The sequence below is a fragment of the Saxibacter everestensis genome, assembly GCF_025787225.1.
GTDB classification, from domain to species: domain Bacteria; phylum Actinomycetota; class Actinomycetes; order Actinomycetales; family Brevibacteriaceae; genus Saxibacter; species Saxibacter everestensis.
Map to the genome: position 1 here is coordinate 3,897,432 of NZ_CP090958.1, position 22,485 is coordinate 3,919,916.

Below are 22,485 nucleotides of genomic sequence, written 5' to 3' on the forward strand. Positions count from 1 at the left end.
CAAAGTGACAACCAATGGAAATGTCTCCTTCTGGTATGCCGCCTCAGGTATCCCTACCGAACGGCCAGCACTGGACGGCGATCGAACGGCCGATGTCGTCGTTGTCGGGGCCGGCTATACCGGTCTCTGGACCGCGTACTACCTCAAGCAGGCAAGGCCGGACCTGGACATCGTCGTCCTGGAGAGCCGGTTTGCCGGATTTGGCGCATCGGGCCGGAACGGCGGATGGCTGACGAACAGCGTGACCGGCGGCCGCGAACAGTATCTCCGCTCGCACGACCGCGCCGTCGTCGGCCGGTTCCAGACCCTATTGAATGAAACCGTCGACGAGGTTGCCGGGGTTGCGGCGGCGGAACGTATCGATGCGGACATCGTCAAGGGCGGTGAGCTCACCGTCGCCCGCAACCCGGCTCAACTCGCCCGGCTCAGGCAGCTTGCGGATGCCGAGGCCGCATGGCCCGAAGCCGCGGCGACGTTGCTATCGGCCGACGAGGCAAACGCCCGGATCGATGTCGCAGGCTGCCTTGGCGCCATCCACCACCCGCATAGCGCCCGGTTGCACCCGGCGAAGCTGGTGCGGGGCCTGGCCGAGGCCGTCGAGCGGCTCGGTGTCACGATCTATGAGAGCACCACGGTCACCGAAATCGCACCGCGGCTGGCCAGGACGGATCGAGGAAACGTGTCGGCGCAGTTCATCCTGCGCGCCACGGAAGGCTTCACGGCAAATCTCAAGGGCGAACACCGGACCTGGTTGCCGATGAACTCGTCGATGATCGCCACCGAGCCGCTGCCGGACGACGTCTGGGACCAGATCGGCTGGAAGCACATGGACACCCTGGGCGATATGGCGCACGCCTACATGTACGCGCAGCGCACCGAAGACAACCGGATCGCATTGGGAGGACGTGGTGTGCCGTACCGATTCGGCTCAAAGACAGACACCGACGGCACAACGCAGCCCGGAACGATTACGATGCTCACCGAGATTCTGCACAGCATGTTCCCGGCGACCCGGGGAGCAGCGATCGATCATGCCTGGGCCGGAGTGCTCGGAGTGCCCCGTGACTGGAAGGCCACCGTGGGACTCGACCGTAAAACCGGGATCGGCTGGGCCGGCGGCTATGTCGGCACCGGCGTGACGGCGACAAACCTCGCGGGCCGGACGCTTCGCGATCTGGTGCTGGGCGACAAGAGCGAGCTGGTGACGATGCCGTGGGTGAATCGCAAGGTTCGCCGCTGGGAGGTCGAGCCAATTCGATGGCTGGGCGTGCAGACCATGTACACCGCCTACTACGCGGCCGACCGGGCCGAGAACAATAACCGGGCGACAACATCCCCGATTGCGAAGGTGGCGGACAAGGTCTCGGGACGCGGCTAGCCAAGGGCTTTGGGGTGAGTCGTGGGTAAGGCAGGTGAGTCGTGGGTTTGCAACTGAGTCGTGGGTTGTTTCCGACGATTCAGCGCTAAACCCACGACTCAGGCGATTCCCCGGGGCTACAAGTAGGTCAGCGCGGCGGAGGTGAGTAGTTTCGTCGCCAGCCGGACCGTGGGCTCCGGCGTCGACGGCGCATACCGGTCGGTGTGATTGACCGGAACGTTGGCCATCTTGGCGAAGAAGTCGTCGCCGTCCGCAGCGTCGAACAGCTCCGGGTCGGTGATGCCGAAGAACCAGTAGGCGTATGGGATCGGATCGCCGTCGTAGCGGTTCTCGCCGGGGATGCCGAATTCGGAGAAGTCCTCGCTGCCCATCAGAACAGGTCCTTCGACCACCGCGTCGCCGAAAAGTTCTTCATGCGTTGTCCGGACCCGGTCAACGACGGCGCCATCGTTCACGGTCACCGGGAAGTTGGAGAACACGGTGATTTCCGGCGGGGCGACCAGGCCGGCCGCCTCGCTTTCCGCTTTTGCGATGCGCTCGATGCCGGCCAGAATCTGCTGTTTACGCTGATCGGAACGCACTCGCAGGTTCATCGTGATGGTGGCGTCGTTCGGGATGATGTTTGCCTTCGAGCCGGCATGGAACATCGTGATGGATAGCAACGCGGCATCCGATGGCGGCACCTCACGCGAAATGATCGTCTGCAACCGAGTGACCAGGTAGGCGCCCGCAACCACGGGGTCGACGCAGGATTCCGGCTGCGAGGCGTGCCCGCCCTTGCCGAACAGCTTGATGGTGACGTTCGCTGCAGCGGACATCATGATCCCGCTGCGGTGCAGGATCGTCCCTTCACGGGCAGGTCCGGTGTGCTGGCCGAGGCAGATATCCGGCCGGGGGAATCTCGTCATCAGACCGTCGTTAAGCATGGCGACGGCGCCCTCGCCGGTCTCCTCGGCGGGCTGGGCGCAAATCACCACGGTGCCCGACCAGTTGTCCCGGTGGGCGGCCAGCGCCTCGGCCGTGCCGAGTAGCGCCGTGGTGTGCACATCGTGCCCGCAGGCGTGCATCGCGTACGTCGTCTCACCCTCGGGGGTGGTGCCCTGGAAGGTGCTGGCATAGGGCAGATCGGTCTGTTCCCGCACCGGTAGGCCATCCATATCTCCACGCAACAGGATGGTGGCACCCTCGCCATTCCTGAGCACACCGACCACGCCGGTCTGCCCGATTGCCTCAGTCACCTCGTACCCGGCCTTTGCCAGCCGTTCGGCGACGATGCCCGCCGTCCGGACCTCTTGCATGGATAGTTCGGGATGCGCGTGCAGGTCCTTGTACAACTCGACGAGATTGGCGATGTGCTCTTCGCTGAGCATGGCGGCAGTGCGTTCGGCGACTGAGTTCTGCGACATGTATCTACTCCTTAAGGGTGGATGGTGGCAGCTTAGCGCAGCCGAAAAGCGCGAAACCAGGGTCTTCGACGCGTTGTGTGAACACACGTGTCTGAAGACCCTGGCTTCGCGGGCTGTGCTGAGAAGGGCTGAGCCGGTGTCGGCTGTGGCCGAGCGGGCTGTGCCGAGGCGGACTGCGCCTGAGTGGGTGGTAGCCCACCTCACGGCAGCCCGGGATCTCGGCGTAATGCCTAACCGGTGTAGTACTCGTCAGCGACCTTCAGCGCTTCATCGATGACATCGAGGCCGCGCACCAGCTCCTCTTCGGAGATAACCAGAGGCGGAGCGATGTGCAACCGGTTGAAGTGCGTGAACGGCCAGACTCCGCGCTCCTTGCATGCTGCCAGCAGCTTCGTCATCGGTTCCGCGTCGGCGCCGGAGGCGTTGAACACGACAAGCGGCTCGTGGGTTTCGCGGTTGGTCACCAGCTCGAGGGCGAAGAACAGTCCCTTGCCGCGGATCTCGCCGATGCTCGGGTGGTCGACTGCCATCTTGTCCAGCCGGGGACGCAACACCCGCTCGCCGAGGTCCTTGACGTGTTCGAGGATCTTCTCTTCTTCGAATACCTCGATGGACGCAACGCCGGCGGCACAGGCCAGCGGATGGCCCGAATAGGTCAGGCCGCCCGGGAAAGGCCGGTCTTCGAAGGTATCGGCGATCGCCTTCGACATGACCACGCCACCGAGCGGAACGTACCCGGAGTTGACGCCCTTGGCGAAGGTCAGCAGGTCAGGCGTGACGCCCCAGTTGTTGATGGCGAACCATTCACCAACCCGGCCGAAGCCAACCATGACCTCGTCGGCGATCAGCATGATGCCGTACTTGTCGCAGATTTCGCGGACGCCGGCCAGGTAGCCGTCCGGCGGCAGCAACACTCCGTTGGTGCCAACGATGGTTTCCAGCAGGATGCCCGCAATCGTTCCCGGACCTTCGAGCATGACGAGCTGCTCGAGGTGCCCCAGCGACCGCTCCAGTTCCTCTGCCTCATTCTTCGCGCCGAACGCAGAACGGTAGGCGTATGGACCGAAGAAGTGCACGATACCGGTTGAGGAGTTGTCCGAAGCCCAGCGACGTGGATCGCCGGTCGCCGTTATCGCTGTGTGGGTTGCGCCGTGGTACGAGCGGTAGGCAGAGAGGATCTTCTGCTTACCGGTGTGCACCCGCGCCATCCGAATTGCGTTCTCGTTCGCCTCGGCGCCGCCGTTGGTGAAGAAGACCTTGTTCAGGTCTCCCGGTGCACGTTCCGCGATCAGTCGAGCTAGTTCGCTTCGGGCGTCGTTGGCGAACGCAGGGGCAACGAAGCACAGCTTCTCGGCCTGGTCCTTGATCGCCTGGACGACCTTGGGGTGCTGGTGACCGATGTTGGAGTTCACCAGCTGCGAGGCGAAGTCGAGCCAGGTGTTTCCGTCGTAGTCGCTGAACGACGCACCGGAGGCCGATTTGATCGGCAGCGGGTTGATGTGGGCCTGCGCGGACCACGAGTGCAGCACGTGGTCACGGTCGAGGCGCCGCACCTCGTCGGCTGTTGTTGGGATTGCCATCACAGTTTCCTTCTCTCGGTCTTTTTGTCGAAGACCGGTGTTGCTTTGCTTGTGGCTGGAACCGTCAGTCGTTGCTGGTCTCAGTCGCTTCTGGAATCAGTCGTTGCTCGGAAAGCCGAGGTCGACGACGCTCGTCGATGGATCCGGCCAGCGGGTGGTCACAACTTTCGTTCTGGTAAAGAAATGTACTCCTTCGGGGCCGTACATGTGGCTGTCGCCGAACAGGGACTTCTTCCAGCCGCCGAAGGAGAACCAGCCGACCGGAACCGGAATCGGCACGTTCACGCCGACCATGCCGACCTCGACATCGGCCTCGAACGAGCGGGCCGCGCCGCCATCCCGGGTGAAGATCGCCACGCCATTGCCGAACTCGTTGTTGTTGATCAGCTCGACGGCGTCCGTGTAGTTCTCGGCGCGGACAACGGCGAGTACCGGCCCGAAGATTTCCTCGTCGTACACCGCCATTCCCGGCTTCACGTTGTCCAGCAGCGAAACGCCGATGAAGAAGCCGTCACCGTCGAACTTCTGTTCGCGTCCGTCGACGACCACCGTCGCGCCCTCGGCGGCGCCCTTGTCGATGTATGAAGCGACCTTGTCCCGGTGTTGCGCCGTGACGAGCGGGCCCATCTCGGATGCCGGGTCGGTGCCGTCGCCGATAGACAGTTTGGCAATCCGTTCCTGCACCTTGCCGACCAGTTCGTCGGCTACGTCGCCCACCGCAACCAGGACTGAAACGGCCATGCAGCGTTCGCCGGCCGAGCCGTAGGCCGCGGAGATGGCGGCGTCCGCAGCGGCGTTCAGGTCGGCATCCGGCAGTACAACCATGTGGTTCTTGGCACCGCCGAGTGCCTGAATCCGCTTGCCCTGGGCAGTTCCATTGCTGTACACGTACTGCGCGATCGGGGTGGAGCCGACAAAGCTGACAGCCTTCACGTCATCGTGGTTTAGCAGGCCGTCGACGGCCACCTTGTCACCGTGCAGCACGGTGAAGACGCCATCCGGCAGCCCGGCTTCGGTCAACAGCTCGGCGATGATCAGCGCGGCGCTTGGATCCTTCTCGCTGGGCTTGAGGATGAAAGTGTTTCCGCAGGCGATGGCATTCGACAGCATCCACAGCGGAACCATCACCGGGAAGTTGAAGGGTGTGATGCCGGCAACGACACCGACCGCCTGGCGAAGCTCATGCACATCGACCCCGGTCGACGCCTGCAGGCTGTGGCCCCCCTTGAGGTGAACTGGAAGGCCGCAAGCGAATTCCACGTTCTCCAGACCGCGGGAGACCTCACCGGCGGCGTCGGAGAGCACCTTGCCGTGCTCGGAGGTAACAGCCGCGGCAAGCCGGTCGCGGTTGGCGTCGAGCAGGGCGCGGAAACGGAACATGATCTGCGTGCGCTTGGTCAGGCTGGTGTTGCGCCAGGCCGGAAGCGCAGCCTGCGCTGCGGCGACGGCAGTGTCGACATCCTGTTCGCTGGCCAGCAGTACCTGTGAGGCTTGTTCGCCGGTTGCCGGGTTGAAAACGGGTGAGGTGCGCGAGGCCGCGGCGTCGCCAACGTATTCGCCGTTGATGTAATGCTTGAGGACGTTCACTGGGATTGTTCTCCTTTGAATCTGCAGTCAGGTTCACGGCAGGGGTAGTCAGTACTACCATCGTTGCCCGCTTTCGGGCTTCGAGGTAGCTACAGAGTGTCAGCAATTCCAGCAAATTAGGTACATTGTGTAAATGCCGCTGACAGTTGCCGATGTGCTCGACGTTCCAGCCGTTCGGCGTGGGAAGCCGAAGGTGGTTGCCGGCGCGGAATCGCTGAACCGCCAGGTCACCTGGGTTCATGTCCTCGAACTGCCGGACACCGGCTATCTGCTGCAGGGTGGTGAGCTGGTGCTGAGCACCGGAATCGCGCTTCCCGACAATGCGGCGGCGCTGCGCGCCTTCATCCGCGGGATCGTCGACGCTGGTGTCGCCGGTCTGGTGATCGAACTCGGCAAGCGGTACCGGGATGAACTGCCGGCCGCTCTCGTGACTGAGGCCGAACGCAGCGGACTGCCGCTTATCGCGCTCGCCAATGAGATCCGTTTTGTCGCGGTGACCAGGATCGTGCACGAGCAGGTGCTGGGATCGCAGGTCGAGCGGCTCAAGGCGTCTGAGGAGGTGCACAGGGCATTTCACGAACTCACGGTGCGCGGTGCCACCCAAAGCGAGGTGATCTCTGAGGCGGCCCGGCTTTCCGCCGCGCCAGTGGTGCTCGAGGACCTGAACCACCGGGTGCTGGGCTTCGCCGGGCTGACCGAGGCCGATGCCGACGATATTCTCGGTCGCTGGCAGCAGATCTCCCGGCGAAGCCAGGAGCGCGGCTGGATCACCTCGGCGGTCGGCGCCCGCGGGCACATCTGGGGCCGGCTCGTGATGGTCGATTCCGTCGATCAGCCCTCACAGGCCATGCTGCTCGAACGCGCGGCGTCGACGCTCGCGCTGGGCCGGCTACTGGACGGCTCAACGTTGGCGCCTGAACTGTCGACGCACCGAAACATCATTGCCGGGTTGATGGACTACTCGTTGTCCGCACGCGAGGTGAGTTTGCGGGCGAAGGCGTTCGGCGTCGGTCTGGAGGGCCGGCAGATGACCGGCATTGCGCTGGTGGCGCGAACACCCGAAACGGCGGCAGGATCGCCGGATGCCGACCTGCTCGCCGAGCTGGACCGGCAGCAGATCTCCGGCCTGATCGGCAGGCTCGGGCGAGTACCTGTCATGTTGTTGCCGGCAAAATCGCCGGAACGTGCCGAACAGCTGTTATCGGCACTGGCGTCGGCGCTGCCGGCCTGGATGCTGTGCGCGGGGGAGTGCGTCGCCGAGGTCCGCTCGGCGCGGGAATCATTGGCCACCGCCCTGCATGTCGCCGATGTCGTTGGGGCTAGCGGGGAAGCGGCCACGCCCTGGCTCCGCGCAGCGCGGCGGGAGGAACAGTGGATCTGGCGGGTCGAGGACCTGCATGTCCGCGGTCTGCTGCACGAGCTGCGCGACGACGTCCGGCTGCAGGCCTTCGCCGAACGGGAGCTCGCCGCCCTGCACCTTGCCGATGCGGCCGGTGCCAACCTGATCGAGGTGCTCAGCGTCTTTCTCGGCTCAGGCGGGTCGAAGGTCGATGCCGCCAAACGGCTGCACCTGTCCCGGCCGGCACTGTATGCGAAGCTTGGCCGGATCGAGCGTCTGCTCGGTGTCTCGCTGGATGACGCCGAAACCCGCACGTCTCTGCACCTGGCGGTTCTGGCGCTCGGCGGGTAGCGGCCCTTCATGAGGAGTGGCGCGACGCACGGGACCATTGGCGCCTCGGTGATCGGATACTTGGGAGTGCTAGCAGTCGAAATGGGGGCCGCAACCCTCCCGGCCGGTCGCAGCAACCCTCCCAGCCGTCGCAGCGACCCTCCCCGCGGGGCCGCCGGGAATCCGGTTCCTGCCTTTCTGGCCGGACTCGCAAGCGCGTAGGCAGTCGGCAGAGCTACCATGGATTTCACCTCGGGATGAGGGCAACCAGAGGCAATCATCCGACGCAACCGGTAATGGCGCACGGCGTCACGCTGGTGCCTTCAGGCATCGGCGCTATTCCAGGAAGAGATACCAATGAGCAGCACTACATCAGGACCGTCCTACCAGGTCACCGACCCATCGACCGGTGAGGTCGTCGATTCGTTCGACATCGCGACCGACGCCGAGATCGAGGCGGCACTGTCGTCCTCGGCCGCGGCATACGGGACGTGGAAAGATGTGCCGATCACCGAGCGAGCAGAGGTCGTGAAGAAGGTTGCGGCGCTGTTCGCCGAGCGGGCCGACGAACTCGCGGCCATTGCGACCCGGGAGATGGGCAAGCCGGAAGCCGAGGGGGTCGAAGAGGCTGAATTCTGTCAGGCGATCTTCGAGTACTTCGCGAACGAAGGCCCGACCCTGGCTGCGGACCAGCCGATCAAGGCGTTTTCCGGCGGCAAGGCGATGGTGCAGAGGCTGCCGATCGGCCCGCTGCTGGGCATCATGCCGTGGAACTTCCCGTTCTACCAGATCGCCCGGTTCGTGGCGCCGAACCTCATGTTGGGCAACACCATCATCCTCAAGCACGCCGAGTCGGTGCCGGGCTCCGCGCTCGCGGTCGAGCAGATCATGAAGGACGCCGGACTGCCCGAGGGCGCGTACATCAACGTCTTCGCGACACACGACCAGATCGAGACGATCATCGCCGATCCGCGCATCCAGGGTGTCTCGCTGACCGGCTCGGAGCGCGCCGGCGCAATCGTGGGCGCCCTGGCCGGAAAGCACCTCAAGAAGTGCGTGCTGGAGCTGGGCGGATCCGACCCGTTCGTCGTGCTCGACACGGCTGACATCGACGAGGTCGCCGGTACCGCGTGGGACTTCCGGATGTACAACACCGGCCAGGCCTGCAACTCCAACAAGCGGATGATCGTGATGGACGACCTGTTCGACGACTTCGTCGGCAAGCTTACCGAGAAGGCGCTGGCGACTGAGACGTACTCACCGCTCTCGTCGCGCGCCGCCGCCGAGTCGCTGGCCGAGCAGGTGCAGGACGCAGTGGACAAGGGGGCGACGCTGCACGCCGGCGGCGTACTGAGCGACGGACCGGCAGCGTTCTACTCCCCGGCCGTGCTGTCAGGGATTACCGAGGAGATGCGGGCATACCGAGAGGAACTGTTCGGGCCCGTCGCGGTCGTTTACAAGGTCGGCAGCGACGAGGAAGCGCTCGAGCTGGCGAACAACACCCAGTACGGTCTGGGCGGTTCGGTATTCAGCACCGACCCCGAGCGGGCCACCAAGCTCGCGCAGCGACTTGAAGTCGGCATGGCCAATGTCAACACAGCGGCCGGAGAAGGCGCCGAGATTCCCTTCGGCGGCGTCAAGCGCTCAGGCTTCGGCCGGGAACTCGGACCGCTGGGCATGGACGAGTTCGTGAACAAGCGAATGTTCTACGTCGCCGACTGATCAAGGCGTCGCACCGGGATGCCGTGCAACCCGGGCATGACGAAGGCCTCCGGTTGCGAGGCGGGTTGTTAATGAATCCGCTTCGCAACCAGGAGGCCTTCGTGTTCTGCGACCGCGTTCTGTCAGGGGGTCTGCCTTGGTGCAGCCTGCTGGCGGCGTCGCGCGGAGGTGGTGGGCATACTGGCGCTACGTATTAGTTTCTGTCGACGGGGATGCGCTCGAACCGGGTCAAGCCCTTCCAGCCCCGCTCCTCCAGGAGCGTCAGCAGCCGCTCGGCCGCTGGGGCGGACTTGGCCATGGTCGCGTCCAGCAGGTCGACGAACCTGTCGTCGAGGCCGTCCTCGTCGACGTCGCCGGACTCGACCGCGCGCGTCAGGATTCGGTCCAGGATGTCGGCGACCTTGACCACTCGCGGGTCGTCGGCTGTCCAGTCGGGCGATCCGCTGAGCAGGCTGTACAGGCGCACCATGTCCGGGTCGTCCAGATCTTCGTGCTTGCTGGCGATGATGGTGTCGATCTGGTCGGGGACCTGTGCCGCGACCATGATCCAGGCATCCCGCTCCATCTCGATGTACTTCTCCTCGACGCCCAGCCCGCGCAGCCGGTCGAGATAGCCCACGACGCTCGGCGGAAGCGCCATCTGCTCTCCAGCAGCGAGCCGCGCGAGCCGCTTGCGAGTGTCCTGCAGCCGTCGGACCTCGGCGCGCAGCCGTTTGTCGATCTCGCTGACGCCCTCGGCGAGTTCCTCCGGCCCGGCGTCGAGGAGGTCCTCCACCTGGGCTAGAGGCACGCCCGCGCTTGCGAGAATGTGTATCCGGATCAGCCGCACCATTGCCGCAGCGTCGTAACTCCGATACCCGGAACTGTCGCGCTCGGGCTCGAGCAGCAGCCCGAGCTTGTGGTAATGCCGGACGGTCGCCACCGTCACACCGGCGTACGCGGCGAGCTGGCTGATGGTGAGCATGACATCCATAGTGCCTCAGGCAATCTTCCGCTGATAGGCGACCATCGCGAAGGCATATGCTACGACGGCGATGCCGACGCACCACGCCAGCGCGATCCAGATGTCGGCATCGACCGACCGCTGGGCGAACAGATCGCGGATCGTGTTCACGATCGACGTCACCGGCTGGCGATCGGCGAACCAGCGCACCGGCCCGGGCATTGACTCGGTGGGCACGAACGCGGAGCTGATGAACGGCAGGAAGATCAGCGGGTAGGAGAAGACGCTCGCGCCCTCCGCCGATTTCGCCGACAGGCCGGCGATCACCGCGACCCAGGTGAGCGCAAGGATGAACAGCACCAAGATGCCCGCGACTGCGAGCCAGCCGCGCACTCCCGCCCCCGTTCGGAAGCCCATCAGGAGGGCGATACCCACTACGATCACGACCGAGATCAGGTTCGCCGCCAGCGAGGTCAGCACATGCGCCCACAGCGCGGAGGGTCGGGCGATCGGCATGGAGTTGAACCGGTCGAGGATCCCTCCCTGCATGTCGGTGAAGAGCCGATAGGCGGTGTAGGAGATGCCCATCGCGACAGTGATCAGCAGGACGCCCGGCAGCATGTAGTCGATATACGAACTAGAGCCGGCCTCGGGCCCGGTATCGATGGCGCCGCCGAGCACGTAGACGAACAGCAGCATGATCGCGATCGGCATCACCGCGGTCGTGATTATGGTGTCAGGGCTCCGGGTGACGTGTTTCATTGACCGCCCCGTGAGGGTGGCGGTGTCTGCGACGAAGTGCGTGACCATGTCGTTCCCTACTTCTTTCCTGAATCCGTGGCGCGGTCGTCCCCGCCGGTGTCGTTGTTGCTGCCCTCGCCGACGAGCGCGAGGAAGATGTCTTCGAGGGAAGGCTGCTTCTCGACGTACTCGACCTTCGAGGGTGGCAGCAGCTGCTTCAGCTCGCTCAGGGTGCCATTCACGATGATTCGTCCCTTGTGCAGGATCGCGATCCGGTCAGCCAGCTCCTCCGCCTCGTCAAGGTACTGCGTGGTCAACAGCACAGTCGTCCCCCGCTGCGCCAGTTCCTTCACGGTCTGCCACACCTCGATCCGCGCCTCAGGGTCGAGCCCCGTCGTCGGCTCGTCCAGGAAGATGATCGACGGGTCTCCGATCAGGCTCATTGCGATGTCCAGCCGTCGGCGCATGCCACCCGAGTAGGTCGAGGCCCTCCTACTGCCGGCCTCGGTCAGCGCGAACCTCGCCAATAGGCCGTCCGCGATCATGCCGGGCGCCTTGAGGTGGCGGAGCTTGGCGACGAGGATCAGGTTCTCCCGCCCCGTGAGGATCTCGTCGACGGCGGCGAACTGTCCGGTCAGGCTGATTGACTCCCGCACGTCCGCTGCTCCGACGGCGATATCGAAGCCGTTGATGCTGGCTGTGCCCGCATCGGACTTCAGCAGCGTGGACAGGATTCTCACGGCCGTTGTCTTGCCAGCCCCGTTGGAACCGAGGAGGGCGAAGATGCTTCCGCGGGCGACCTCGAAGTCCACCCCGCGCAGCACGTCGACCTTTCCGTACGACTTCTCCAGACCCCGCACACGGATCGCCGCAGCGACGATCGATCCGGAGCTCATGATCGGGGGCTCCCGGTCTCTGCCTCGGCGCGGGCAATCGCGCCGATCAACCGCTGCCGCTCCTTGTCGCCGATGTCGCCGACGACCTTCTCGATGAAACCCGACATCATTTGCCTCCTCTTGGAGAGCCGGTCCCACACCCTGTGGAAAGCTCCTGCCAACAGGATGCAGGGTTGATGCGGGATCAAGGTCAAGCCCCAATCTCGACCACGGCGCTACGATACGGCCGACAACAACAGGACTGAGCCGGAATCGGAGGTCACCAGTGCCTGAGCGGTTTACTGAGGGAACCGGCTCCCGCTGGTCACGCGCGATCGCCTAGTGCGCCGCTGTCCTCATTACGCCGTGACCGCCGGGACCAGCAGTTGTCAGACGCGCCCTAGACCGGCGCCGGCTGCGCGGAAGATTCTGCAGCCGCGGATCCGCCATCGCGCTTGACCGAAGACAGCAGCATCTGTGCCACGTCGACGACCTCCACCTCGGTGCGGGCGGCGCCTTCGGACTGCGCCTTGGTCAGGCCATCCGAGAGCATCACCCGGCAGAACGGGCAACCGATCGCGATCTTGTCGGCGCCGGTGCCCACGGCCTCGGCGGTCCGGTTCTCGTTGATCCGGGTGCCGAGTTTTTCTTCCATCCACATCCGGGCGCCACCGGCTCCGCAGCAGAACGACTTTTCCTTGGACCGCTCCATCTCTCGGTACTCCACGCCTGGCAGTGAGCCGATCAGGTCGCGGGGCGGAGTGTAGATGCCGTTGTGCCGTCCCAGATAGCACGGATCGTGGTAGGTCACCGGGGTCGGTGTCGACGCGGCCTCGCCAGGACCGGGCGCTATCGGCACCAGCCGCTTTTCGCGAACCAGCCTGTTCAGCAGCTGGGTGTGGTGAACAACCTCGAACTTTCCGCCGAGTTGCGGGTACTCGTTGGAGATCGTGTTGAAGCAATGCGCGCAGGTCACCACGATCTTGCGTGCCTTCAGGTCCGAGAGCACCTCGACATTTGCCTGCGCCAGCATCTGGAACAGGAACTCGTTGCCGGCCCGGCGCGCTGGGTCACCGGTGCAGGACTCGCCGTCACCGAGCACGGCGAAGTCGACATCTGCGATGTGCAGCAACTCGGCCACCGCCCGGGAGGTCTTCATGGCCCGATCCTCGAACGCGCCCGCGCAGCCGACCCAGAACAGGTACTCGACCTCGGCGAGGTCTTCCGGGTCGCTCTCGTTGGCGCCGCCGACCTGTTTGATCTCGAAGTCGAGGTCCTTGGCCCACTCCATTCGCTTGCGCTGGTTCATCCCCCAGGGGTTTTGCTTGTTCTCCAGGTTTTTGAACAGTCCGCCCAGTTCCGTCGGGAAGGCCGACTCAATCAGTACCTGGTAACGGCGCATGTCGACGATGTGGTCGACATGTTCGATGTCGACCGGGCATTGCTCGACGCAGGCGCCACACGTTGTGCAGGACCAGAGCACATCGGGGTCGACAACCGCGCCCAGCGTGGGATTCGCGGCGTCGATTTCGCCCACCAACTGGCGTACTGCCTCCTGCTGAGCGTGCTCGGACAACGAGCCGAGCAGGTCGACGTTTTCGTGCGGATCCCGCAGAGTCGCAATTGCGGACGCGTCGGGTTCCTCGCCGGCCGCCTTCGCCTTGGTGACTGCATCACCGGCCGCTTCTTCCGCTGCACGCAGCCATGGGGCCTTCGCGTCGGCGTGGTCACGCAGCGCCATCATCAGCAGCTTGGGGCTCAGCGGCTTCTCGGTGTTCCATGCCGGACACTGCTCCTGGCAGCGGCCGCATTCGGTGCAGGTGGAGAAGTCGAGCAGGCCCTTCCAGGTGAAGTCCTCGACCTTGCCGACGCCCAGCGCGGCGTCCTCGTCGAGTTCGTCGATGTTCTCGAAGTCGATCTGCTTGCCCTTGGCGGCCATCGGCTGCAGCGCGCCGAGGCTTGTCCTGCCTTGCGGGTGCCGCTTGAACCAGATGTTGAAGAAGGCGAGGAAGCGGTGCCAGGCAACGCCCATCGTCGCGTTGAGCCCGACGGTGACCATCCAGGCATAGGACGTCAGCAGTTTGATCAGCGCGATGGCGACGACCCAGGCTTCGATCGTCGACGTTTCGGTGCCGGAGAAGAGGTTTCCCAGCCAGAAGGTGAAGGGGAAGTGGATCGCGGACACGTCCTCGCTGCGTAGCTGCAGCTGGTACTCCAGGCCGCGCAGAGCCACGATGCACACCGCGACGATCAGAATCGTGATTTCGACGTAGTAGGCCTGCCAGAAGCTGGAGCCGAAGAACCGCGAGCTGCGCTGCAGCCTGCGCGGGTGGCGTACCTGGCGGACCACGGACAGGTAGATGATGCCCAACAGGCCCATTACCGCCATGAACTCGGTGAGCCATTCATAGGGCACGAAGTGACCGATTATCGGCAACACATAGTGCGGGTCCCACAACTGAACCGACGCCTGCGCCAGCGTCAGCACGAGGACGCCGAACGACACCATGGTGAACCAGTGCGCGATCGCCACAATCGGCTTGCGGGCCATCCGGGTGTGGCCGAGGAACTCACGGATCAGCGTGACAGTGCGGGCTCCGGGCTCAGTGGTTCGCTCGCCGTCGAGGGTGGGCGCGCCGAGCTTGAAGAAGCTGGTGAACTTCACGATGCGGCGGATGAAGAATGTCCAACCCACAAGCGTTGCCGCGACGCCGAGTGTCACGGCGGCGATCTGCCACGGGTTCATAGGGACCTCCACTGCGAGTAAGTACTGGCGCAATACTTCATCTGAAGCCTACTTTGTTGACTGCCTCACGTTTTAGCAAGGCTGGGCTAACCGGAGCCGTGCGACAAAAGCGGGAGCTGACTCATGAGTAACCGGCCGGATCTCACAATGTGAGCGATCCTGCCGCTCCCGGGGGAGTTAGACCCCGCAATTGTCGATGCCGAGCCAGTGGATATCGCCCCGGCCGAGCGGCAAACTCGGTACGCTGTAGGTACCCGAAGAGGATCGATGGCGAATACCCGCGGGAATTCTCATACACCTCCTATGTGTTTGGTAGCTGTGACCTTGCCACCCCGTGCCGACAAAGCACCTTCGACCGAAGCCGACGACAACGAAACGCCCGACGTCGCCATCACGGCTGCCACCGGCGAGGCTCAGCCGGCCCCCGAAGTGCGGCCGACGGTGGAAGCTCAAGCGCGCGCGGAGGCTCAGCCGGCCCACGAAGTGCGGCCGCACGGGGTCGCCCGGCCATCCGCCGGTCGGCTGCTGTTGTTTGGCGCACTGACCGCCATCGGCCCGCTGACTATCGACATGTATCTGGCCGCATTTCCGGCGGTAACTGAGGATCTTGGCACGACCGAGGCAGTAGTCCAGCTCACCCTGACCGCCACGCTGGCCGGCCTCGCGCTCGGGCAGTTGCTGCTCGGCTCGATCTCGGACGCGCTCGGCCGACGCAATCCGCTGATCGTCGCGCTGTCGATATACGTTCTCGCCTCTGTCGTTGTGGCTCTGTCGGACACCATTGCCCTGCTCTTCGCGATGCGCTTCCTGCAGGGCCTCACCGCGGCCGCGGGCATGGTGCTTTCCCAGGCGATGGTTCGGGACTTGTATTCCGGATCGATTCTGGCCCGGCTGATCTCCCGACTGATGTTGATCGTCGGCGTCGCGCCCGTGCTGGCACCGACGATCGGCGCACAATTCTTGCTGTTCGGTACCTGGCGAACCATGTTCTTCGGTCTGGGCCTGTTCGGCCTTGCCCTGGTCGTTCTCGCGCTGATCTTTGTCAAGGACACGCTTCCGGTAGAGCGCAGGGTCAAGGGCGGGATCGGCGCCGCGTTGCGATCCTACGGCGTCCTGATCCGGTCTCGGCGCTACATCGGTCTCGTGCTGACCGGATCCGTTGCGATGGGCGCACTGTTCACTTACATAAGTTCTGCGACGTTCATCTTCCAGGGACTGTACGGAATGAGTGCGCAGGTCTACGCGCTGCTCTTCGCCGCCGGCGCGCTGATGCTGACCGCCGGCAGCCAGCTGAACGGCTTCCTGGTCGGCCGGGTGCACCCGGCCCGGATCATGCGAGTCGCGCTGATTGGCGGGACCGGCGCCGGTGCGCTGTTGCTGGCGAGCGCGCTGCTCGACCTTGGCGTCACTGGTGTTGTCTGCGGAATTCTGCTCGTGCTGTTCAGTCTCGGCTTCGTAATGCCGAACAATCCAGTGATCGCCCTGCATGAACACGGCAATCGTGCCGGGGCAGCAGCTGCATTCCTCGGCGCGAGCCAGTTCCTGGTGGGATCGATCATCGCGCCGGTATCCGGGCTGTTCGGGGCGAGTTCCGCGGTGCCGATGGCAGCGATCATGGCGGCATGCCTGCTGGTCGCGACCGTCGTCTACCACCTGATGGCGCGGCCGAGCGAGATCGTCCGGGATATTCCCTGGGGTGGAGAAGCCGAGAAGGTGGCCTAGCGGGCCGGCTCACTTGACAGAATCGGGCTAAACGGCAATCCTATAGGAAATTGGAAGATTGCTTGCGCGACTACATGCAGGCGTAACGCACAGTGGGGTGTGACGGTGATGAATGAGCTCGTGGCGATGCTGCGGGCTTTCGTTCTGCCAACAAAATCGCCAGACCCGGCCAGAACGATATCGGAGTAGATATGACCCGCCTGTTCAACGAGCCCAGCGCCTTTGCCGATGAGCTCACCGAAGGATTTGTGGCCGCCTATCCGCACCATGTGCGCCAGGTCCCGGGTGGCGTCATCCGGAGCGCGAAACCTGAGGCAGGCAGCGTCGCGGTCGTGATCGGAGGAGGATCCGGACACTACCCGGCGTTTGCGGGCCTGGTCGGTCAGGGCCTGGCACACGGTGCCGCGATGGGCAACCTGTTTGCCTCGCCATCGGCGCAGCAGGTCTACAGCGTGGCCAAAGCCGCGGATCAGGGCGGCGGCGTCGTGCTCAGCTTCGGCAACTACGCCGGAGACGTGCTGCACTTCGGACAGGCCGCCGAGCGATTGAACGCCGAAGGAATCCAGACCACGATCCTGACGGTCACCGACGATATCGCCAGCGCGAGCAAGGACGAGATCCACAAACGCCGCGGAATCGCCGGCGACCTCACCGTCTTCAAGATTCTCGGTGCCGCGGCAGACGCCGGCTATTCCTACGAAGACGTGGTCCGGGTCGCCGGCCACGCGAATGACCGCACCCGATCGTTCGGCGTCGCCTTCGCCGGCTGCACGCTGCCGGGAGCCAAGGAGCCGTTGTTCACGGTTCCCGCAGGCAAAATGTCGCTTGGACTCGGTATCCATGGCGAACCCGGCATTTCGGAACAGGACATCCCGACCGCAGACGAACTCGCGGAGCTTTTCGTGGCGAAGCTGCTGGCCGATGTCCCGGAAGGAAAGGGCAACCGGGTCGCCGTTCTGCTCAATGGCCTCGGCACCGTGAAGTATGAAGAATTGTTCGTCGTTTACCGCCGGGTTCACCAACTGCTCGCCGAGCAGGGGCTTGAGATCGTCGACCCCGAGGTCGGGGAGCTGTGCACGAGCCTCGATATGGCCGGAGCCTCGCTGACCCTGTTCTGGCTCGACGACGAACTTGAAAAGTTGTGGACCGACCCGGTCGATGCGCCAGCTTTCCGGAAAGGCGTGGTGAAAGCCGCCGAGCAGCTCAGTGAGTCGGAGATCCAGGTCGAGGACGTGCACGCGATCCCGGAAGCCACCGAAGTTTCCCGGGACGCGGCTGAGAGGGTCTTAGCGGCATTGCAGGTCACCGGAAAGACGATCATCGACAACGCCGAGGAACTTGGCCGGATCGATGCGGTTGCCGGCGACGGCGATCACGGCATCGGAATGGAGCGTGGTGTGCGAGCGGCGCTCGATGCCGCGCAGAAGGCGCTGGACGGCGGAGCCGGCGCCGGCACGCTGCTGCGGCACGCCGCCGATGCCTGGGCAGACCGGGCAGGCGGAACTTCGGGCGCGCTCTGGGGAGTTGCGCTCGGTGCACTGTCCGAGACCTTCGGCGACACCGACCGGGTATCGGCATCGGATGTGGCAGCCGGCATCACCGCGGCAAAAGACAGCGTGATGCATCTCGGCAAGGCGAACGTCGGCGACAAGACCATGGTCGACGTGCTGGTGCCGTTCGCCAGCGAACTAAGCGACCGGGTTGCCGCCGGTGCTCCGCTCCGTGAGGCGTGGGCGGGCGCTGCCACCGCGGCACAGGAAGCCGCCGATGCGACGGCAGACCTGGTGCCGAAGATGGGGCGCGCCCGGCCGCTAGCCGAGAAGAGCATGGGAACGCCCGACGCCGGCGCGACATCGCTGGCCATGATTGTCAATGCCGTCGCCACGATTTTGGCGTAACACAGATCCGACCCAGACAAGGGAGTAAGAGCGCATGAGTGAACCAGAGAAGCTACGGATCGTCGTCGGCTCGGATGACGCCGGGTTCGACTATAAAGAAGCGATCAAGGCCGATTTCGAAGGCCATCACCTGGTCGAATCGGTCACCGATGTCGGCGTCGATGCCGAATCGCACACCGCCTACCCGCACGTCGCGGTTGCCGCCGCGCGGCTCGTGGCCGAGGGCAAGGCCGACCGGGCCTTCCTGGTCTGCGGCACCGGCCTTGGCGTCGCCATCGCCGCGAACAAGGTCAAGGGGGTCCGCGCCGTCACGGCGCACGATGCCTACTCCGTCGAGCGGGCGATCCTGTCGAACAACGCGCAGGTGCTCACGATGGGCCAGCGCGTCATCGGCCTGGAACTAGCGCGCCGCCTGGCCGGCGAATGGCTCGCCTACCGGTTCGACACGTCGTCGGCATCGGCGGAAAAGGTCGCCGCGATCGGTGACTACGAAGCAGCAACTGATGGGGAGTCGTAGAGCGTGAACCATATTTCTGAAATCAAGACAGCGGCCGTCGTCGGATCCGGATACATGGGCGGCGGAATCGCACAGGTCATGGCAATGGCAGGCATCCCGGTCAACCTGGCCGACGCTTCGCCGGAACTCACCGTGACGAACCTGGAGCGCCTGAACAAGGAAGCCGCCGAGTTCGAGGCGGAAGGACTGTTTCCAGCAGGCAGCGCCGACAGAATCAGGGAGAACCTGTCCGCCGCCGAGTCGATTGAGGATGCCGTCCGTTCCGTCGACTACATAGCCGAGGCAGTCCCAGAGGTTCCTGCGATCAAGCAGGACGTGCATTCGCGCATCGACGCCGCGAAACGTCCGGAAGCAATTGTCGGCTCCAACACATCGACGATTCAGATCGAGTCGATGGCGCCGGCGTTCGCGGATGCATCGACCTTCCTCGGGGTGCATTTCTCGAATCCCTCGCCGTTCATCCCCGGTGTTGAGATCATCGCGCATCCGGGCACGGACGAGAACGTGATCGCAACGGTGGAGAACTTCGTTTCCGCCGTGGGCAAGGTGGGTGCCAGGATCAAGGACAACGCCGGCTTCGTGTTGAACCGGCTGCAGTACGTGCTGCTCAAGGAATCGATCGAGATCGTCGAAGAGGGCATCGCCACCGCCGAAGACGTCGACAAGATCGTCTCAACGACCTTCGGCTTCCGGACGCCATTCTTCGGCCCCTTCGTGATCGCGGACATGGCAGGACTAGACGTCTACAAGTTCTGTTTCGCGCAGCTCGAGGAGCACTTCGGCGACAAGATGAAGACGCCGAAGATGCTTACCGACCTGGTCGACGCAGGCAAGCTCGGCACCAAGAGCGGCGGTGGCTTCACCGACCTCACCGCCGAACAGACCGCCGAACTGATCGCCTACCGCAACAAGGCGTACGCGAGGCTTTCACAGCTGATTGCGGAGCTCGGACCGCCGCCGACGGCTGCCAGGTAGCCGACCCGCCACAAGGCAACCCCGGGCCAGGGCGGGCCAGCCGGCCGCCACAAGGGGAATGCCGGACCACCGCAAGGCAGGCGGCACCGGAAGACATAACGAAGAGAATTAAAGGATCTGATTGAAGATGACCACGACCGCAGCACCATTCCCCGCCGAGAAGACAGCGCTCGTCACCGGCGCGGCATCCGAGCGCGGCATCGGCCGCGTCACCGCCGAGCGGCTGGCCAGCGAAGGGTGGGCCGTGGCAGTGGCCGACCTCGATCCCATCGCCTCGAAGTCGGTCGCCGAAGCGATCGCCGGCAAGTTCGGAGTCAGGACGTACGGCGTTGGCATGAACGTCGCCGATGTCGAGCAGGTGAACGCGGGCATCGACGAGGTCGAGGCCAATCTTCCGCAGCTCGTCGCGGTCGCGAACATCGCGGGCATCTCGAACCCCACCAGCTACCTGGACATCAAGCCGGAGGAGTGGGACCTGGTGCTGAACGTGAACTTGCGGGGGCCGCACTTCGTGACCCAGCGGGCGGCACGATCCATGGTGGCGAACAACGTCGGCCGGATCGTCAACATCTCGTCCTGCTCGGCGCCGATGGGTGGTGGAACGTTCTCGAAGACCGCCTATTCAACCGCCAAGGCCGGCGTCGAGGGCCTGACCAGGGCCACAGCACGCGAGCTGAGCCCGATGGGCGTAACGGTGAACTGCGTCGCACCGGGACCGATCGACACAGACATCATGGGCGGAACTCTGAGTGATGAGCGCAAGGAGGAACTGGCGGCCGGTCTGCTCGTCGGCCGGGTCGGAACCCAGGCAGACATTGCCTCGATGGTGAACTACCTGGTCACGGAGGAAGCTTCGTTCATCACCGGTCAGGTCTACGACGTCAACGGCGGTCTCTGGTTCCGCTGAGGCCGGCAGGAGCGGGAAAAGGAGTCGGCAAGTGATCATCGGTGTCAGCCTGAAGATGTACTTTGGCTACCAGCAGACACTTGACTGGGCAACCGCGATCGAAAAGATCGCCTCGGAACACCCCGCCGTAAAGGCCGGGGTGGCCGAAGTGTTCATCCTGCCCAGTTTTCCCGCGCTGGAAAGCACTGCATCGATCTGTGCGGACTCGGCGATCTCCTTCGGTGCGCAGAACCTGGCGGAGGCCGACGCCGGCGCGTACACAGGCGAAGTCAGCGGGCCCTTCCTGGCAGAGGTTGGTTGTCGCTACGTCGAAGTGGGGCACGCAGAGCGTCGGGCCCTGTTCGGCGAAACGGATCAGGTGGTGCGGGCCAAGACCGCCGCCGCCTTCCGGGCCGGCCTGACCCCCGTGCTGTGCATCGGTGAGCTGGAGCGGACCGATCCCGACAGCGCTGCTGCCTTGTGCATCCGAGATATCGAGGATGCCCTGTCGGATGCCGACTTCTCCAACCGCGGACCGGCCCCACTGCTGGTTGCCTACGAGCCGCAGTGGGCTATTGGCGCGCCGGCGCCGGCAGAGCCGGCTTACATCGCGGACGTCTGTCAGAAGATTCGCGGCTACCTGGAATCACGAACCGAGTTCGTCGGGCGGGTGATATACGGTGGCAGCGCGGGCGTTGGGCTGATCACTGCGCTTGGCACTACAGTAGACGGACTATTCCTGGGTCGATTTGCCCACGACCCAGAAGCGGTGCGGAAGATCCTGGACGAAGTAGGAGAACTCAGTGTCTAAAGAAGTCACCGCACGATCCGCGCGGCTGCCGCTGGCCCGGCGCAGCCTGTCGGACAGCGTGCACGACGCGATCCTTGCCATGCTGATGGACCGGCAGCTCCAGCCGGGAGAGACCCTGAGCATCGACGGAATGGCCCGGCTACTCGGCGTTTCACCTACGCCGGTGCGCGAAGCCCTTGCCCGGCTCGAGGCACCGGGCCTGGTCCGTCGTACCGCCCTGAAGGGATACCGGGTAGCGCCCCTGCTCAATTCGGACGAGATGCAGGATCTGATCGAAGCCCGGCTGGTGCTTGAGCCGGTACTCGCCCACAAGGCATGCGCGCGGAAAACACCTGAGTTTGCCCGTGAGCTCGAACGGTCGATGAAGGACCAGCACAAGGCTGGCCGTGGCCCGAGTTTCGAAAGCTTCCAGGACTTTCTGCGGGCTGATGAGGCGTTCCACGCCACTATCGCGCGTCAGTCCGGAAACGATTTCCTCCGCGCCGCCTACGAGGCGCTTGGCGGCCAAGTGCAGAGATTCCGGCTGTTCGCCGGCCAGGGCGTCATCGACGCCGAGCAGGCGGTTGCGGAACATCAGGCGATCCATGACGCGCTGATTGCGGACGACCCTGAACAGGCCAAAAAGGCGATGACCGTGCACCTGGAAAATGTGCTGGCCCGCGCGATCGCCGAACTGGCCGAGATCGAGAAATAGCCGCCATCCGGGTAGGCGTGCCTAGTCAGTTGGCTTCGTCGAGCACCTTGCGCAGCGCTTTCGGCAGTTTGGCGTCACCGTGGCGCTTGCGCAGCACATTGGCCGCTCCGCGCTGAACCAGCAGCTGCGCGACGGCAATCGAAACACCTGAAGCGATCGCCCATCCCACGGCCTCCCGGGTGCCGATGTCCGGATTTCGCACGTCGGAAGGGGCCGCCTTGCCGAGGCTCTTTTCCCAGATCACGGTGACGAGCCGTTTTGCGACGATACCTGCGAGCACTGCGCCGACCGACCCAAATACTTTGTAGAACATTCCGCTCACTGAAATACACCAC

At 64.4% G+C, this 22,485-nt stretch carries 18 protein-coding genes; 10 read left to right on the forward strand and 8 right to left on the reverse strand.

All coding sequences use genetic code 11. From position 1 onward, the window contains the following. The first annotated feature begins 4 nt into the window (after nucleotides 1-4). Nucleotides 5-1,378, forward strand: coding sequence for an NAD(P)/FAD-dependent oxidoreductase (locus LWF01_RS18435; protein WP_349638830.1), 1,374 nt, complete (start codon nucleotides 5-7; stop codon nucleotides 1,376-1,378). A gap of 116 nt (nucleotides 1,379-1,494) precedes the next feature. On the opposite strand, the gene LWF01_RS18440 is transcribed toward LWF01_RS18435, so the two are convergent. From LWF01_RS18440 to LWF01_RS18450, 3 genes are all read right to left on the reverse strand, one after another. After that, nucleotides 1,495-2,784 (reverse strand): amidohydrolase, encoded by a 1,290-nt coding sequence (locus LWF01_RS18440; protein WP_349638831.1) that lies wholly within the window; start codon nucleotides 2,782-2,784, stop codon nucleotides 1,495-1,497. 230 nt (nucleotides 2,785-3,014) lie between these two features. Beyond that, nucleotides 3,015-4,364, reverse strand: a complete 1,350-nt coding sequence (locus LWF01_RS18445; protein ID WP_349638832.1) for an aspartate aminotransferase family protein — start codon at nucleotides 4,362-4,364, stop codon at nucleotides 3,015-3,017. A gap of 96 nt (nucleotides 4,365-4,460) precedes the next feature. After that, entirely contained in the window at nucleotides 4,461-5,951 is a 1,491-nt protein-coding gene (locus LWF01_RS18450) for a CoA-acylating methylmalonate-semialdehyde dehydrogenase (RefSeq protein ID WP_349638833.1), read from the reverse strand. A gap of 133 nt (nucleotides 5,952-6,084) precedes the next feature. Between LWF01_RS18450 and LWF01_RS18455 the strand changes: the two genes are divergently transcribed. Next, nucleotides 6,085-7,641 (forward strand): PucR family transcriptional regulator, encoded by a 1,557-nt coding sequence (locus LWF01_RS18455; protein WP_349638834.1) that lies wholly within the window; start codon nucleotides 6,085-6,087, stop codon nucleotides 7,639-7,641. A gap of 336 nt (nucleotides 7,642-7,977) precedes the next feature. Continuing rightward, nucleotides 7,978-9,342 carry an NAD-dependent succinate-semialdehyde dehydrogenase gene (locus LWF01_RS18460; protein ID WP_349638835.1) on the forward strand — a complete coding sequence of 455 codons (1,365 nt, stop codon included), beginning with the start codon at nucleotides 7,978-7,980 and terminating at the stop codon, nucleotides 9,340-9,342. A gap of 193 nt (nucleotides 9,343-9,535) precedes the next feature. Here LWF01_RS18460 and LWF01_RS18465 read toward each other — a convergent pair whose 3' ends face one another. From LWF01_RS18465 to LWF01_RS18480, 4 genes are all read right to left on the reverse strand, one after another. After that, complete coding sequence (locus tag LWF01_RS18465) at nucleotides 9,536-10,306, reverse strand: MerR family transcriptional regulator (RefSeq protein ID WP_349638836.1); 771 nt, start codon at nucleotides 10,304-10,306, stop codon at nucleotides 9,536-9,538. A 15-nt stretch (nucleotides 10,307-10,321) separates the two neighbouring features. After that, nucleotides 10,322-11,095 (reverse strand): ABC transporter permease, encoded by a 774-nt coding sequence (locus LWF01_RS18470; protein WP_349638837.1) that lies wholly within the window; start codon nucleotides 11,093-11,095, stop codon nucleotides 10,322-10,324. A gap of 8 nt (nucleotides 11,096-11,103) precedes the next feature. After that, entirely contained in the window at nucleotides 11,104-11,922 is an 819-nt protein-coding gene (locus tag LWF01_RS18475) for an ABC transporter ATP-binding protein (protein ID WP_349638838.1), read from the reverse strand. A 379-nt stretch (nucleotides 11,923-12,301) separates the two neighbouring features. Next, a complete protein-coding gene (locus tag LWF01_RS18480; RefSeq protein WP_349638839.1) occupies nucleotides 12,302-14,647 on the reverse strand; it encodes a (Fe-S)-binding protein in 2,346 nt (781 codons plus the stop codon). A 318-nt stretch (nucleotides 14,648-14,965) separates the two neighbouring features. Between LWF01_RS18480 and LWF01_RS18485 the strand changes: the two genes are divergently transcribed. The 7 genes from LWF01_RS18485 (at nucleotide 14,966) to LWF01_RS18515 (ending at nucleotide 22,150) form a co-directional block, all read left to right on the forward strand. Further along, entirely contained in the window at nucleotides 14,966-16,369 is a 1,404-nt protein-coding gene (locus tag LWF01_RS18485) for a multidrug effflux MFS transporter (protein ID WP_349638840.1), read from the forward strand. A gap of 191 nt (nucleotides 16,370-16,560) precedes the next feature. Next, entirely contained in the window at nucleotides 16,561-18,267 is a 1,707-nt protein-coding gene (locus tag LWF01_RS18490) for a dihydroxyacetone kinase family protein (RefSeq protein WP_349638841.1), read from the forward strand. A 34-nt stretch (nucleotides 18,268-18,301) separates the two neighbouring features. After that, on the forward strand, nucleotides 18,302-18,784 hold the full coding sequence (locus LWF01_RS18495; RefSeq protein WP_349638842.1) for a ribose-5-phosphate isomerase: 483 nt from the start codon (nucleotides 18,302-18,304) through the stop codon (nucleotides 18,782-18,784). A gap of 3 nt (nucleotides 18,785-18,787) precedes the next feature. Next, a complete protein-coding gene (locus tag LWF01_RS18500; protein WP_349638843.1) occupies nucleotides 18,788-19,759 on the forward strand; it encodes a 3-hydroxyacyl-CoA dehydrogenase family protein in 972 nt (323 codons plus the stop codon). Nucleotides 19,760-19,886: 127 nt separating this feature from the next. Next, a complete protein-coding gene (locus LWF01_RS18505; RefSeq protein ID WP_349638844.1) occupies nucleotides 19,887-20,666 on the forward strand; it encodes an SDR family NAD(P)-dependent oxidoreductase in 780 nt (259 codons plus the stop codon). 31 nt (nucleotides 20,667-20,697) lie between these two features. Then, nucleotides 20,698-21,456 (forward strand): triose-phosphate isomerase family protein, encoded by a 759-nt coding sequence (locus tag LWF01_RS18510; RefSeq protein WP_349638845.1) that lies wholly within the window; start codon nucleotides 20,698-20,700, stop codon nucleotides 21,454-21,456. Then, nucleotides 21,449-22,150, forward strand: a complete 702-nt coding sequence (locus LWF01_RS18515; RefSeq protein ID WP_349638846.1) for a GntR family transcriptional regulator — start codon at nucleotides 21,449-21,451, stop codon at nucleotides 22,148-22,150. The genes LWF01_RS18510 and LWF01_RS18515 overlap by 8 nt, the downstream gene beginning before the upstream one ends. A gap of 25 nt (nucleotides 22,151-22,175) precedes the next feature. Here the strand turns inward: LWF01_RS18515 and LWF01_RS18520 are convergent, their stop codons facing one another. Then, the gene (locus tag LWF01_RS18520; protein ID WP_349638847.1) at nucleotides 22,176-22,463 is read right to left on the reverse strand and encodes a DUF4235 domain-containing protein; all 288 of its coding nucleotides are present in this window, start codon (nucleotides 22,461-22,463) and stop codon (nucleotides 22,176-22,178) included. Nucleotides 22,464-22,485: the final 22 nt, after the last annotated feature.

Excerpts from the sequence above, each read along its gene's own strand:
- LWF01_RS18480 (WP_349638839.1), bottom strand. The coding sequence starts at position 14,647 with ATGAACCCGTGGCAGATCGCCGCCGTGACACTCGGCGTCGCGGCAACG.
- LWF01_RS18490 (WP_349638841.1), top strand. The coding sequence starts at position 16,561 with ATGACCCGCCTGTTCAACGAGCCCAGCGCCTTTGCCGATGAGCTCACC.
- LWF01_RS18505 (WP_349638844.1), top strand. The coding sequence starts at position 19,887 with ATGACCACGACCGCAGCACCATTCCCCGCCGAGAAGACAGCGCTCGTC.
- LWF01_RS18475 (WP_349638838.1), bottom strand. The coding sequence starts at position 11,922 with ATGAGCTCCGGATCGATCGTCGCTGCGGCGATCCGTGTGCGGGGTCTG.
- LWF01_RS18465 (WP_349638836.1), bottom strand. The coding sequence starts at position 10,306 with ATGCTCACCATCAGCCAGCTCGCCGCGTACGCCGGTGTGACGGTGGCG.
- LWF01_RS18520 (WP_349638847.1), bottom strand. The coding sequence starts at position 22,463 with ATGTTCTACAAAGTATTTGGGTCGGTCGGCGCAGTGCTCGCAGGTATC.
- LWF01_RS18440 (WP_349638831.1), bottom strand. The coding sequence starts at position 2,784 with ATGTCGCAGAACTCAGTCGCCGAACGCACTGCCGCCATGCTCAGCGAA.
- LWF01_RS18470 (WP_349638837.1), bottom strand. The coding sequence starts at position 11,095 with ATGGTCACGCACTTCGTCGCAGACACCGCCACCCTCACGGGGCGGTCA.
- LWF01_RS18495 (WP_349638842.1), top strand. The coding sequence starts at position 18,302 with ATGAGTGAACCAGAGAAGCTACGGATCGTCGTCGGCTCGGATGACGCC.
- LWF01_RS18455 (WP_349638834.1), top strand. The coding sequence starts at position 6,085 with ATGCCGCTGACAGTTGCCGATGTGCTCGACGTTCCAGCCGTTCGGCGT.
- LWF01_RS18445 (WP_349638832.1), bottom strand. The coding sequence starts at position 4,364 with ATGGCAATCCCAACAACAGCCGACGAGGTGCGGCGCCTCGACCGTGAC.
- LWF01_RS18460 (WP_349638835.1), top strand. The coding sequence starts at position 7,978 with ATGAGCAGCACTACATCAGGACCGTCCTACCAGGTCACCGACCCATCG.